This is a genomic window from Bradyrhizobium sp. WSM1253 (assembly GCF_000244935.1).
In the GTDB taxonomy this organism is placed as follows: Bacteria; Pseudomonadota; Alphaproteobacteria; order Rhizobiales; family Xanthobacteraceae; genus Bradyrhizobium; species Bradyrhizobium canariense.
The window spans coordinates 447,029-459,163 of the sequence record NZ_JH600073.1; the positions used below are offsets into that span (position 1 = coordinate 447,029).

A 12,135-nucleotide genomic window follows, 5' to 3' on the forward strand; every position below is an offset into this window, starting at 1 on the left:
GAAGCGGTCGTCTCGAAGGACCAGGCGCTCGCTCCAGCAGCCATTCTATCGCATCAGCGCAACTGTTCCTTAATGGGTTTCTCGCCTAGATTGCGTATCAATAAGCGTGGCGGGGCTTGGTGCGGATCTTCGCGGGTGTACAGGCAATGCGCGGGGTCGCTGCGCTGTCGGTGGTCTGTGGACACGCAATCAGTGCGCGACCCGATATGGTCGGGCCGGAGCTCGCCGAGGGCGCGCTGACGATTCTCGCGAGCGGCGTCGACATCTTCTTCGTGATCTCCGGCTTCATCATCGCGACCACGGCGACGGCACAACACAACCCGCTCGATTTCGCTTTCAGACGGGCCCTCCGAATTTTTCCGCTCTATTGGCTGGTGTTGCTGGCCGCGTTTGTCAGCTCTTCCTGGATCGCGCTGGCGCCGGGCGACCGCCCCGCTCTCGACCTCGGAACCATCTTCGCATGGACATATCCGAATTGGTATCTCGGGCCGGCGTGGTCGCTGGCTTTCGAACTGCACTTCTATGTCGTAGTCGCGGTCGTCTTGGCGATCAAGCCGGACCGGCTGTTCGAGATCTTGTTCGCTGGATTCGGCCTGGTCATTCTTGCTCTCGTCTTCGGCCTTGAGTTCGGGATCTACTTTCATCCGCTGGTGCTGGAATTCGGTGCCGGCGTTGTCATCGCCTATCTCCAGAGAAGCGGACGATTGCGCTTTTCGCGCCACTTCCCAGCCGTTTCCGCGGGCCTGTTCGTGGCCGGCTGGTACTGGATTTTCGTGCACGGCGCGATCGACGCGCAGTTCGCGCGCGTCCTGACCTATGGCGTAGGTGCGGGATTGCTGATCCATGCTGTGGTCGCTGTCGAGACCGAAGGACGATCCTTCTCACCGATCCTGCAATGGCTCGGCAAGATTTCGTACGCGCTGTATATCGTCCATTATCTGGTGGTGAAATGGATCGCCAGCTTTGACGGACTGTGGCGTCTGTCGATCGTCGGGACAATCATCGCCGGCATCCTGCTCTCCATCGGTCTCGCCGCCGCCTTGCATGTCGCGGTTGAGGCACCGATCCTCGATTGGGGGCGCAAGGCAAGTCGCAAGATAGGTCTCATGCGCAGACGCCGATCGCTGCCGGCCGTTCCGTGATCATCTCCCGACGCTGAATCGGGGCAAGTGCGGCCCTTGCTGCGTCATGGGTCAGCCACGAACAAATAAGGAACAAAAGGCGTCAGCCGGCATTGAACCTGAAAAGGAGAGATCGCCGTGACTGACAACAAGATGGCTGACAACACCGCGGACAACACCCAAAAGGATCCGAAGGATTGGGTCTCCGGCGACGACCCGATGACCGGTGCCCAGGAATCTTACCTCAAGACCCTCGCCGAGCAGGCCCACAAGGAGCTGCCCAAGAAGGATCTGACCAAGGCAGACGCCTCAGAGCTAATCGATACGATGCGGCAGAAGGCCGGGCTCGAGAAGTAAATATCTGGCATCACCATCATTGTCAGGTCACTTCGGCGAACCGCGAATTGCCAGCTTGACGACCGTAAGGACGACGAAGGCGGGCGCCCCGTAAACGATGGCATTCACGGCCCAAGTGATGGCGACGCCCAGGAAAACGGAACTGCGGACAGCTCCCCAGAAAAGGTAAGCTGCGGATATGCCCGGCATCTCCCATGCCATCACAACGATGGAGTAGTCGGTGAGCTGCTCCATGACGAGCAGCACCGTCGAGACGAGCGCCCCGATTGCCAGTGCGGGGATGAGAACGGATTTCATTGCCTTCAAAGGCCCAACAGCCCCATCAGTATCGGAATCATAAAGAAGGCTGCCAGGCCGAGGAGGCCTCCGACGGCAACCTTCACCCAACGCCGTTGGATTTTCGGCTCGAGCCATGTCGCCAGTTTGACCCAGAGCGCATACGCCCATCCAGCAACAATCGAGCGGATCAGTGCGAACAGAAGCTCGCCTAGAATATTAGCCATGGCCGTTAGTCGCGTCATCTCCGCGAGGAGTTCATCTGCCAATGGCTAAACAAGCCTGTCCACCCGTGAGCGAGGTGGCCAAATTCCGCGGTTTTGGATCACCGTTCTGAGGGCCCGGTTAGCGCTGTGGAGGTGCTTCGCGTGAAGGGGCTCGTCTTCTAGCGCTTGATCTTCTGCGCACTCCCGCTCTTGCACATAGCAAGACTATTCCAGCGGCGCGCAGAGGCATCGGCACCGTCACCGTTGAAACCGCCCTTCGCTTCCTCGGCTTTGCAGCAGGCTTGCGAGAAGCCAGCCTGCAGGCAGAGCGTCATGCTGCCCGCAGCCTTTGCCGTGTCCGGAGCCGCACACCACGGCGCCACGAGTGAAGCAACCAAAAGTGCCGTTCTAAAACGCATCAATATCTCCCGGGAGCTTGCAATTGAGTCCCCCTTCGCTCGACCGGCGCGACGCCCCGACCTCCAGCGATCTGAAGAGTCTCCAACGATCGACTATCTGGAAAGTTGAGCGTTCTGACAACAGCGCCTTGTAGCTTTGTTTACGGCGGCTATTGTACAGGCGCTTCATTGGGAGATTTCATGAAAACAATTATCGCTGTTTCCGCATTGCTGCTGTCAACAATCGGCGCCCACGCCGCCTCGAACAGCACCCCTCATGCGCTCGATTGCATGGCAAAGAACGGCTTCACGCGTGACATGTGGGTTGCGAAGCGAGCCGGGACCAACGCCCAGGTTCAGTCCTACATCGCCTGCCGCGACGGCATCTCGGTTGAGAAGGCCAGAGCTGTCGGTAAGAAGGACGGCAACTTCGATACCTGGACGCCCAAGCGTTGAGTCATCACGGGCCCGTCTTCCTTGGAGGCTGGGCTTAGGCCTCGAACGAACTGGCGCGCTGCCCATGTGACTCTAAAATTGCGGTGACGGTGCAGTCCAGCCCTTTCACCGGGATCATCGTGTCTCACTTGAGGCGCAGTCCAGCATTGCCATCGCAATTCATGCCCGTAGTTCGCGCGCTCGGCACGGCATCGTGACTGCTGACATCAGGGTGGCAGCAGCGGTGTGCGACGAGCCCCGCGATGCCGCTCAAATCTGCGGTCAACCAAAGGACATGCCATGAAGTTCGCCTCCACTCGCCTGATCGCCTCCGACATCAACATCATGGTCTCGTTCTATGAAATGGTCACCGGAGTTTCCGCCGAATGGCTCGCGCCGGTGTTCGCCAAGATCGTAACGCCGGGCGCCAACCTGGCAATCGGCGCTGCCGAGACGGTCGCGCTCTGGCAAGAAAACAGTGCCGAGCCCGGCGCAAACCGCACCGCCGTGATCGAGTTTCAGGTTGAAGACATCGATGCGGAGTATGAGCGCCTGAAAGACAAGGTCACCCTGGTTCATGAGCTGAAAACGATGCCATGGGGCAACAAGACGTTCCAGTTTCGTGACCCCGAAGGCACCGCAGTATCGCTCTTCATGCCGCCGATCGAGCAGGCCGGAAAGCGCCTCGCGGCGCAATAGGCCGCGGCAGCAGACCGGCCCGCATACGTTGCCGGTGGCGCGTGTGCGGCACTGGATTTGCGGTGAAAGTGCATTGAAGTCGCCGGCTGATTTGCTTCATCAGCGGGCTTCACCCTCACGCACACGTGCACCCACCCTTTGCCCCTCCCCCCAATTTCCTGCTATCTCCTTCTCCGCCGTCTCGGCCCAAAGCAAAACCCCATCCGTTCAAGGGAGCAACAACCATGCGATACCTCCACACCATGCTGCGCGTGCGCAATCTCGATGTCGCGCTGAAGTTTTACCAGGATGCGCTGGGGCTGACGGAGGTGCGGCGCATCGAGAACGACAAGGGGCGTTTCACGCTGGTGTTCCTGTGCTCGTCGGACGATCTTGAGGCGCTGAAGAAGCAGCCGCAGACTCGCGGTGCGCCGCTGGTCGAGCTCACCTGGAATTGGGACGAGGAAAAATATGGCGAAGATCGCTTCTTCGGCCATCTCGCCTATGAGGTCGACGACATCTACGCCACCTGCGAGAAGCTGATGAAGGCCGGCGTCACCATCAACCGTCCGCCGCGCGACGGCAACATGGCCTTCGTCCGCTCGCCGGATTTGCACTCGATCGAGATCTTGCAGAAGGGTGACCCGAAGCCGCCGCAGGAGCCGTGGTCGTCGATGCCGAACACCGGCCATTGGTAGGCTCGCCGCTGGAACAAGCCCGTGCCAGCAGCGTTCTCTCTTCGACAATGCAATTGGAGGAGGACGCGATGGGACGCGGAATTTTGTTGTGGATGCTGGGTGTGCCGATCCCGGTGATCATCTTGCTATGGCTGTTCTTCGGCCGCTGATCGCCTGACCAACTTGACCCTGCACGAAAGCTCCGCCTCAGGCGGAGCTTTTTGCATGCGGACCTTTTGCATGAGAGGATCGGCGCAATCGCGCGTCGCTCGCCGCAGTGGATTCCGCTATCACCCGCGCTTGTCGGGTGGAGCGCACGCGTCGTCCGGGACTGACGCTGCCGAAGCACCCCGGATTGCGCTTCGTTCCATCCGGGCTACGACACCAAGAAAAGCTTGGGGAGGATGATGTGCCGGACCAAAAGCTGACGATCTGGGGCCGCGCCAATTCGGTCAACGTGCAGAAGGTGCTGTGGTGCCTCGCCGAGCTCGGCCTGGCTTACGAGCGCATCGACGCCGGCATGGCCTTCGGCAAGACCCGCGAGGCCGACTATCTCGCGATGAACCCCAATGCGCGGATCCCGACGCTGGTCGAGGGCGACTTCACGCTGTGGGAATCCAATTCGATCATGCGCTATCTCTGCCTCGCGCACGGGCGCGGCACGCAAATCTATCCCGAGGCGCCGAAGCTGCGCGCCAGCGTCGACCGCTGGCTCGACTGGACGCTGTCGATGGTGCAGCCGGTCGACCGCCCGGTGTTCTGGGGCCTCGTGCGCACGCCGCCCGCCGAGCGCGACATGATCCAGCTGCAGAAGGATGCGGATGCCGCCGCCGAGGTCTGGGCCATCGCCGACCGTCTGCTCTCCACGCGTCCGTTCATGGACGGCGATGCGTTCACCCTCGCCGACATTGCGATCGGCGCCTATGCGCGGCGCTGGCTCGGCGTCGAGGGCATCACCCGGCCCGCGCAGCCGCATCTGACGCGCTGGCTCGCCGAGCTCGGCAAACGGCCCGGTTTTGCGCAATTTGTGGCACCGCCGATGTCGTGAGCGGTGATGCGGCCTAAACTCCGTTGAGAGCACGATGAATCCGCACTTCGCCGCGCGCCGCCGGGAGGTGGCGGCTACTGTGCATGGGGTTGTTTTCGCGTTTTTTGTTTAAGGCCAGCCGCGCTCGAACAGCAGCACGCAGAAAATCAGCACGAGCGTGACGGCCGCGGTGGCGAGCCGCGCGGTCCAGCTCAGGCCGCGGCCGACCCACCACAGCAGCGCGCAATACATCACGAACGGGACGATGATCTCGGGCCGCATGATGTCCGGCGGCATCGACGTCAGCGCCTGACCGTGGTCTCGATGCTGATCGAGCCGCCGATCTTGACGCAGGTGCCGGTGCTCTCGACCAGATGGAAGCCGCGGCCATAGGCGGCGCAAGAGCCCGCTTTCGCGCTCCCGCCGGCACCCTTCAGCGGCAAGTCCTTGCCGGCCTGTGGGCGCTCCGCAGGCGGGAGACGCAAGGCTTCCGCCGCGGCCGCGGACGTCGTCAGCAACGAGATCAGGATGAGGAGCGGCGCACGCATGCGGGCCGTTCTAGCCCGGACCGGCGCCGCGCGCCATCGGGGGTCGCTTCAGATGAACTTGATGCCGGCCGATTTGCCGCGGCGCCACACCACCTGGCAGCTCCGCCCGGTCCGCGCATCGCGTGCGAATGCCATCCGGATCACGCCCGGGAGCTGGCTCGCATCCTCGTCCAGCGTGATCTTGGCGCCCGTGGCGGAGATGTCCTGGACCAGGCATTGCCGTGCCGCGAATCCGCCGTCGAGCGTGATCCAGGCATGCTGCGACAGCGACTTGCGGGCTGCGCGCTTCTTGGGCGGTGGCATCGGCTCAAATTCTCCCCAGCCCAGCGCTAGCTTAGGGAACCTAAGAAACCGTTGAATTCGCCCGCGACTGATCCGGGGTGGGAGGCTCCACCGGTGCCAAAAGACCGTTCCCGAACGGCTTGCCCAGGGCGCCAAAGGCCATTATAGGTTCGCCCGCTGCAGCCGCCGGGCATGACTCGGGCGGCCAGCGGCCGTGCCGCGAAAAGCGGCGGGGCCCTGGGTTTGCTCCCTTCGTCTATCGGTTAGGACGCCACCCTTTCACGGTGGAGAGAGCGGTTCGATTCCGCTAGGGAGCGCCATCATCCGGACGTTTGGATGACGCGGCGAAATCTGCCGCCCTCGCAATGAACCTCCTTCCCCCTCGCCTCCGACCAATGTCCAGACGGAACCGGATGCAGGCCCATGGCGCAGCATAAATCTCCCTCGGACGACCAGGCCGGGATTGCCTCGCCGGCACCGCCGCCATGGATCCACCGTTCGGCAGCCTACGCGCCGGAACGGCGCGCCAGAATGCTGGAGCACATGGCGCGCGCCAGATCGCTGCCTCGGGCCACCGCTGCGCCGGAGCCGTCGCATACGGCCGGCACGAACATTCTCGGTGACGCGTACGGCTACGCCGTGCTGTTCGGCATCATCGCGCTCCTGTTTCAATCGCGCGTTCCGCTCTACCTCGGCGCCTTCCTCTTCTTCAGCGATGGCGAGCGCATCGAACTCGCTCTTGGAAAGATCGGCATCCGTCTCGAGCCCGGCACGATCGGGCCCGAAATCATCAAGGGCTTCGTATCCCTGTTCGGATGGTTCGCGCTGCTGGCATCGCTGAAAGCGTCCGTTCCGGCGTCGCTCTCGACATGGATGCTTCCGGATACATCGTGGTCCTTCCTCGCCGGAATCGCTCTTTTGTTCGCCATCGTCGAAGCAGTCGCAACGCGCGCGATGCAGCATTCATTGCCGTGGTTCGGATTTGAGAGAAGACCGAGCGGCGTTGCCTGCGCGACGATCAAGCTCGTCATGGCCCTTGGAGTGCTGGCCCTGCTGGTGCTGCTCGGATGACGCGATCGTGAGGTCACGGGCCTGATAATCGCGGCGCTATGCCGCCTGTCTCGACCGGCGCATTTACCAAAAATTTACCCCTGCTCGTGAGCGCCGGTATCATTTGCTTAGAATTTGATTGCTACCGTGGAACTACGGAAACCCTCCGAACCACGATTGGCGCCCATGTCCGTCGCAGAATTCCTCAGACAGCGTGCCGTGCAAGTCACCGTGAGTGGCAGCTACTCGCTGCCGCGTTGGTACGATTGCGAGGGCAAGCTCCGGACCTTCGCCTGCCGCACCAGCCGCGTCTCGCCGTTCCGCATGATGGTCGACGTTCCCGTGGTCGGCAAAGTCGGCGAGCGCGTGACCTCCTACTTCCAGGACTTTGGCGAATTCCAGTGCACCATCAGCGCGACGCTGAAATCGGGCTTCCTGATGGAGCTCGACATGACGCGAGCCCGGCGCGCCTGGATGTCGGAAAAGCTGACCTGGCTCGAGAAGAAGCAGAAGGACGCCAGTGTCCAGGAGCTGCGGAATGACGCGCGCTTCGTTCCGCAGGTCGCGCACACCTTCCTGACGCTCGCCGACGGCAACACCCATGCCTGCTTCATCATCGACGTCTCCACGGCCGGTGTCGCCATATCCTGCGAATACGATCCGCCAGTGGGAACTCCGCTTGCGGTCGGCGCTTGTGTCGGGCGCGTGATCCGCAAATTCGAAAACGGCTTTGCTGTCAAATTCGCGGAAAAGCAGTCGCGGGACGACGTCGTCCGGCTGATCGTCCGCTCGCCCATGCTGCAATCGGCCTGATCCGCCGGCCTCGCCGCCCTATCGCAGCCCTATTTCGAGATAAGCTTTTGAAGGTCCGCGCCTCGTGCCGGGCATCATTTGCAGACTTGCGATCGGGGGACCGAATGGCAGTCGACAAGATCACGGTCGATAAGATCACTTGGGACAAGGTCGGCCGGGTCACCGAGCCGGGACGCTACATGTACACCTTCGGCTGGCTCACCATCACCGCCGGCGATCTCGATATCTGGAAGCAATACCCGCAGGCAGCGTTCACGCTGATGGCGCAGCATTCCGAGCCGGACGCGTCCATCGGCGAGGAATTCCATCTCGGCGCTTTCGACGTGGCGCCCGACGCACCGCCGCCGTTCACCACGCATTGAGTCAAAGCGGGCTTGGGAGCGGCAGCCCTGCACGTGGTGCAGGCCGGGAAGGAACGCGGTGGCATAGCGGTTGCTTTATCATTGCCATGACCCACATCCCCGCCGTCGACCAAGCCTTTCTGCTGTTGCTCATCGTGCTCTGCCTTGGCACGTGCCTTATACGCGCCTTCTGGGAGGTGGAGCAACTCCGGGCCCGCCGGACCGCGTCGCCATCCCGCGCGACCAGGCGTGACTAGGCCGTCGCCCGGCCGTGCATAGCCGGCACAGGGCAATCCCGGCTCTGGACTTGCCGCGGCGACACGTTCATCGTGAATCGAAGAAACCTGCACATTGCCTTGATCTGACTTACCAATCGCGATCCGATGACAGGCGCGCGACCGTTGTCAGAAATGACGAGGTGGTTCTGTCATGCGATTGATTGCGCTCCATATTCTACACCTCGGCGACCGTCCTGATGAACGTAGGCTGTCGCGCTTGTTAAGCGACGCGACAGCAAGCGCATGACACAAGGTCGCATCGGGCAATGTGGATAAGCGGATCAAGGGAACCTATTTTCGGCGCCGATGTACCTGATTGAAGCTTTACCCACCGTCATCGGAACGGCCGCCATTGCCCCGGCGCTGCTGATGCTGTGGCTTGTCATTGCCGCCGAGGAACGCCCGGGACCGCCGGCCCAGGTCTGGACCGCGTTCCTGCTCGGCGCGGCCAGCATTTCGCTGCTGGGCCTGGCCCGCGCCCCTTTCGCCAAAATGGTCGCGGCTCCGGACAACCCGTGGGCGGCGCTGGCCATGCATTCGATCTTCGGCGTCGCGCTGCCGGAGGAAGCGGTCAAGGTGATCGCGATCGTGCTGGTCGCCTCGACCAAGCGGCGGACCTTCGCCAATCCGATGGACACCGTGGTCTATGGCGCTGCGGTCGGCCTGGGCTTCGCCGCCTACGAGAACCTCGCCTATCTCGTCCAGCACGCGGAGATGTGGCGCTCGCTGGCTGCATTGCGCAGCGTGCTGACCGTGCCATTCCACGGCGCGCTCGGCATCATCGCCGGCGCCTATCTGACCATCGCGCGCGCCGGCACGGCGCTGGGTGCGAACCGCCATCATCGCGACTGGGCCCGTCTCTCCAGCCGGCTGCTGATCTTCGCAGGCCCGCTCGCCCTGCATTCGGCGTTCGACTTCCCGCTGCTCACACTCCAGCGCATGCCGGATCTCGATCCGACGCTGCGGATGTGGTTGGGCGGCGCGAGCCTGCTGATCGGCTTCAGCTCGATCGCCTTCGCCATCCGCCTGGTGCGGCGCGTCGCGCGCCATCACGCGCCCCGGACCGAGGTCGCGCGCGAGCGCCTCAGCCAGCTCCGCCGGATGTGGGCGCTGCTGCTCGCGGGCGGCGGCGTCGGCTTTCTCGGGCTCGCCTTCGTGCTGACCTCAATCCATCACTGGCTCATCAACCCCGAGCGCAATCTGACCCTGGCCCTGATCCCGATCGGCCTGGTCTCGATCCTGCTCGGCCTCGCACTTCTGATCGTCACGACCGCGATCTATGTTCTCGGGCGCAACCGCATCCGCACCAGCGGCGAAGGTTTTTCGTCGGCGCACGGCGGCGGCTGAGCCGCGGGATGGCAAGCGCGGTGTGCACGTACTAGACTGGATCGAGCACACACCTGTCGATCCGGAGCCCGCCCATGACATCGCCTGAGGATTTTTCCCGGCTGCAATCCGCCATGAGCCGGACGGTCAAGGCACATTGGAAGGCCTTCCTGTTCGAAGGCATCCTGCTTGCAGTGCTCGGCGTTGCCGCGTTGATCCTGCCGCCGCTCGCAAGCCTTGCGATTGCGATCTTCCTCGGCTGGATGTTCCTGATCAGCGGCATCGGCGGATTGATCGCCACCTATTGGGCGCGCAGCACGCCGGGCTTCTGGTGGTCGCTGATCTCGGCCGCGCTCGCGGTGCTCGCAGGCATGCTGCTGCTGGCGCGACCGATGCAGGCCGTGCTGACGCTGACCATCGTGCTCGGCGCCTATTTCCTCGCCGAGGGCATCGCCACCATCATGTACGCGCTGGAGCACCGCCGCGAGCCGGGCGGCCGCTGGTCGTGGCTTCTTATCTCGGGCCTCGTCGATATCGCGATCTCGTTCATGGTGATCACGGGATTGCCGAGCTCGGCGGAATGGGCGATCGGCATCCTCGTCGGCATCAACCTGCTGTTCGGTGGCGCCACGCTGATCGGCATGGCGCTGGCGGCACGCAAAAGCAACAGTTGAGGCGCCCCGTGATCCTCACCTCGCTTAGGGGGTGACAACCCGCCGATCGCGCGCTATATGACTGGCCATGATCACCGTCACCACCAGCTTTTATTGGTATTTTAGCTACGACAGCTCGCTGGCGGTGGGAGGATCACGCTCAATCTGACAAATTGCAGCATCTAGTCCGAACAGCCGCCAGACCTGGCGGCTTTTTTATTGGCCGGCAGGGTCTCAAAATGACAAGGAGCCCGCCGTGCTGAGCACGACCGACGATCTTCGTATCCGCGAACTGAAAGAACTGAGCACGCCTGAAGAGGTGATGCGGGAAGTCCCGCGTACGCTCACCGCGACGCGCGTGGTGATGGCGGCACGCAACGCCATCCACGCGATCCTCAATGGCCAGGACGACCGGCTTCTGGTCGTGGTCGGCCCCTGCTCGGTGCATGATCCCAGGGCCGCGCTCGAATACGCCGAGCGCCTCGCGAGCTTGCGCGAAGAGCTTGCCGATCAACTTGAAATCGTGATGCGGGTCTATTTCGAGAAGCCACGCACCACGGTCGGCTGGAAGGGCCTGATCAACGATCCTGATCTGGACGGCAGCTTCGACATCAACAAGGGCCTGCGGCTGGCGCGCAACGTGCTCTCGGCCGTGAATAATCTCGGCCTGCCCGCCGGCACCGAATTCCTCGACATGACGACGCCGCAATACATTGCCGACCTCGTGTCCTGGGCCGCGATCGGCGCGCGCACGACCGAAAGCCAGATCCATCGCGAGCTGGCCTCGGGGCTGTCCTGCCCTGTGGGGTTCAAGAACGGCACCGACGGCAATGTGCGCATCGCGGCGGACGCGGTGAAGTCGGCCTCGAATCCGCATCATTTCATGGCGGTGACCAAGCTCGGCCGCTCGGCGATCGCCTCAACCGCGGGCAACGAGGATTGTCACATCATCCTGCGCGGCGGCAGCACGCCGAATTACAATGCGGCAAGCGTCGCAGCGGCCTGCAACGATCTGGCGAAAGCGAGCGTCGCACCGCTCGTGATGGTCGATGCGAGCCACGCCAATTCGAGCAAGAAGCCGGAAAACCAGCCGCTCGTGACAGCCGACATCGCCGGCCAGATTTCCGGCGGCGAGAACCGCATCATGGGGGTGATGGTCGAGAGCAATCTCGTCGCCGGACGCCAGGACGTGGTGGCGGGGAAGCCGCTCACCTATGGCCAGAGCATCACGGACGGATGCATCGACTGGGCGACCACGGCAACCGTGCTCAAACAGCTCGCTGACGCGGTCGAGATCCGGCGCAACACCAAACGCGCAGGGCTGCACGAGCGCTCCGCCTGACCGAACGATCGCGGGCGGGGTGAGGCTGTCGCACCCTGCCCGCTGCTCCGGCGCCTAGCAGCCGCGGCAGATGCTCTTGATCTTCTTGTCGAGCGCCTGATTTTCCTTGCTGAGGGGATCGTTCGGGTCGCTCAGGTTCTTCTCGCTGGGCACGTCGCCGACGCGCGGCTGGCGATGGCCCACGGGTGCCTGCGGCAGCGATCCGGACGCCGCGCCGCCCGATGTCGATCCCTTCGTGCCGCCGGTCTGCGCGACCGCCGCGCCGCCGAGCAAGACCGCGAGCGATACTGCCACCATGATCTTCTTCATGTCTCTCCCTCCATTCCT

General features: G+C 63.0%; 20 protein-coding genes and 1 tRNA gene. 14 read left to right on the forward strand and 7 right to left on the reverse strand.

Translation table 11 applies throughout. From position 1 onward, the window contains the following. Window positions 1-119 precede the first annotated feature (119 nt). Complete coding sequence (locus tag BRA1253DRAFT_RS04005) at window positions 120-1,142, forward strand: acyltransferase (RefSeq protein WP_007591395.1); 1,023 nt, start codon at window positions 120-122, stop codon at window positions 1,140-1,142. 132 nt (window positions 1,143-1,274) lie between these two features. Next, a complete protein-coding gene (locus tag BRA1253DRAFT_RS04010; RefSeq protein ID WP_198288292.1) occupies window positions 1,275-1,478 on the forward strand; it encodes a DUF3072 domain-containing protein in 204 nt (67 codons plus the stop codon). Between the two features lie 27 nt (window positions 1,479-1,505). On the opposite strand, the gene BRA1253DRAFT_RS04015 is transcribed toward BRA1253DRAFT_RS04010, so the two are convergent. The 3 genes from BRA1253DRAFT_RS04015 to BRA1253DRAFT_RS04025 form a co-directional block, all read right to left on the reverse strand. Continuing rightward, window positions 1,506-1,775, reverse strand: a complete 270-nt coding sequence (locus BRA1253DRAFT_RS04015) for a hypothetical protein (protein ID WP_007591399.1) — start codon at window positions 1,773-1,775, stop codon at window positions 1,506-1,508. A 5-nt stretch (window positions 1,776-1,780) separates the two neighbouring features. After that, complete coding sequence (locus BRA1253DRAFT_RS04020) at window positions 1,781-2,023, reverse strand: hypothetical protein (protein ID WP_245285858.1); 243 nt, start codon at window positions 2,021-2,023, stop codon at window positions 1,781-1,783. Between the two features lie 116 nt (window positions 2,024-2,139). Beyond that, window positions 2,140-2,379, reverse strand: a complete 240-nt coding sequence (locus tag BRA1253DRAFT_RS04025; protein ID WP_007591404.1) for a hypothetical protein — start codon at window positions 2,377-2,379, stop codon at window positions 2,140-2,142. Between the two features lie 180 nt (window positions 2,380-2,559). On the opposite strand from BRA1253DRAFT_RS04025, the gene BRA1253DRAFT_RS04030 reads away from it, so the two are divergent. From BRA1253DRAFT_RS04030 to BRA1253DRAFT_RS04045, 5 genes are all read left to right on the forward strand, one after another. After that, a complete protein-coding gene (locus BRA1253DRAFT_RS04030) occupies window positions 2,560-2,814 on the forward strand; it encodes a hypothetical protein (RefSeq protein ID WP_007591405.1) in 255 nt (84 codons plus the stop codon). Between the two features lie 279 nt (window positions 2,815-3,093). Next, window positions 3,094-3,492 (forward strand): VOC family protein, encoded by a 399-nt coding sequence (locus BRA1253DRAFT_RS04035; RefSeq protein ID WP_007591406.1) that lies wholly within the window; start codon window positions 3,094-3,096, stop codon window positions 3,490-3,492. A 224-nt stretch (window positions 3,493-3,716) separates the two neighbouring features. Then, window positions 3,717-4,169, forward strand: a complete 453-nt coding sequence (locus BRA1253DRAFT_RS04040) for a VOC family protein (RefSeq protein ID WP_007591407.1) — start codon at window positions 3,717-3,719, stop codon at window positions 4,167-4,169. Further along, window positions 4,136-4,318: a hypothetical protein gene (locus BRA1253DRAFT_RS43390; RefSeq protein WP_157158543.1), complete on the forward strand. Its 183-nt coding sequence runs from the start codon at window positions 4,136-4,138 to the stop codon at window positions 4,316-4,318. The genes BRA1253DRAFT_RS04040 and BRA1253DRAFT_RS43390 overlap by 34 nt, the downstream gene beginning before the upstream one ends. A gap of 239 nt (window positions 4,319-4,557) precedes the next feature. Next, window positions 4,558-5,196, forward strand: a complete 639-nt coding sequence (locus BRA1253DRAFT_RS04045) for a glutathione S-transferase family protein (RefSeq protein ID WP_007591409.1) — start codon at window positions 4,558-4,560, stop codon at window positions 5,194-5,196. Between the two features lie 108 nt (window positions 5,197-5,304). Here BRA1253DRAFT_RS04045 and BRA1253DRAFT_RS42665 read toward each other — a convergent pair whose 3' ends face one another. The 3 genes from BRA1253DRAFT_RS42665 to BRA1253DRAFT_RS04055 are packed head-to-tail and all read right to left on the reverse strand — an operon-like array spanning window position 5,305 to window position 6,026. After that, on the reverse strand, window positions 5,305-5,472 hold the full coding sequence (locus BRA1253DRAFT_RS42665) for a hypothetical protein (RefSeq protein ID WP_007591410.1): 168 nt from the start codon (window positions 5,470-5,472) through the stop codon (window positions 5,305-5,307). Between the two features lie 5 nt (window positions 5,473-5,477). Beyond that, window positions 5,478-5,723: a hypothetical protein gene (locus BRA1253DRAFT_RS04050; RefSeq protein ID WP_007591413.1), complete on the reverse strand. Its 246-nt coding sequence runs from the start codon at window positions 5,721-5,723 to the stop codon at window positions 5,478-5,480. A gap of 48 nt (window positions 5,724-5,771) precedes the next feature. After that, window positions 5,772-6,026, reverse strand: coding sequence for a PilZ domain-containing protein (locus BRA1253DRAFT_RS04055; RefSeq protein WP_007591415.1), 255 nt, complete (start codon window positions 6,024-6,026; stop codon window positions 5,772-5,774). A 224-nt stretch (window positions 6,027-6,250) separates the two neighbouring features. On the opposite strand from BRA1253DRAFT_RS04055, the gene BRA1253DRAFT_RS04060 reads away from it, so the two are divergent. The 7 genes from BRA1253DRAFT_RS04060 (at window position 6,251) to BRA1253DRAFT_RS04090 (ending at window position 11,808) form a co-directional block, all read left to right on the forward strand. After that, window positions 6,251-6,325: transfer RNA gene (locus BRA1253DRAFT_RS04060), tRNA-Glu, on the forward strand. 103 nt (window positions 6,326-6,428) lie between these two features. After that, on the forward strand, window positions 6,429-7,076 hold the full coding sequence (locus BRA1253DRAFT_RS04065; protein ID WP_007591416.1) for a hypothetical protein: 648 nt from the start codon (window positions 6,429-6,431) through the stop codon (window positions 7,074-7,076). 165 nt (window positions 7,077-7,241) lie between these two features. Continuing rightward, window positions 7,242-7,868 carry a pilus assembly protein PilZ gene (locus BRA1253DRAFT_RS04070; RefSeq protein WP_007591418.1) on the forward strand — a complete coding sequence of 209 codons (627 nt, stop codon included), beginning with the start codon at window positions 7,242-7,244 and terminating at the stop codon, window positions 7,866-7,868. 104 nt (window positions 7,869-7,972) lie between these two features. Beyond that, on the forward strand, window positions 7,973-8,230 hold the full coding sequence (locus tag BRA1253DRAFT_RS44300) for a hypothetical protein (protein ID WP_007591419.1): 258 nt from the start codon (window positions 7,973-7,975) through the stop codon (window positions 8,228-8,230). Between the two features lie 563 nt (window positions 8,231-8,793). Further along, entirely contained in the window at window positions 8,794-9,834 is a 1,041-nt protein-coding gene (locus tag BRA1253DRAFT_RS04080) for a PrsW family glutamic-type intramembrane protease (RefSeq protein ID WP_007591420.1), read from the forward strand. Between the two features lie 74 nt (window positions 9,835-9,908). Then, a complete protein-coding gene (locus BRA1253DRAFT_RS04085; protein WP_007591421.1) occupies window positions 9,909-10,487 on the forward strand; it encodes an HdeD family acid-resistance protein in 579 nt (192 codons plus the stop codon). A 235-nt stretch (window positions 10,488-10,722) separates the two neighbouring features. After that, window positions 10,723-11,808 carry a 3-deoxy-7-phosphoheptulonate synthase gene (locus BRA1253DRAFT_RS04090; protein WP_007591423.1) on the forward strand — a complete coding sequence of 362 codons (1,086 nt, stop codon included), beginning with the start codon at window positions 10,723-10,725 and terminating at the stop codon, window positions 11,806-11,808. Window positions 11,809-11,862: 54 nt separating this feature from the next. On the opposite strand, the gene BRA1253DRAFT_RS04095 is transcribed toward BRA1253DRAFT_RS04090, so the two are convergent. After that, window positions 11,863-12,117 carry a hypothetical protein gene (locus BRA1253DRAFT_RS04095; RefSeq protein WP_007591425.1) on the reverse strand — a complete coding sequence of 85 codons (255 nt, stop codon included), beginning with the start codon at window positions 12,115-12,117 and terminating at the stop codon, window positions 11,863-11,865. Between the last annotated feature and the right edge of the window lie 18 nt (window positions 12,118-12,135).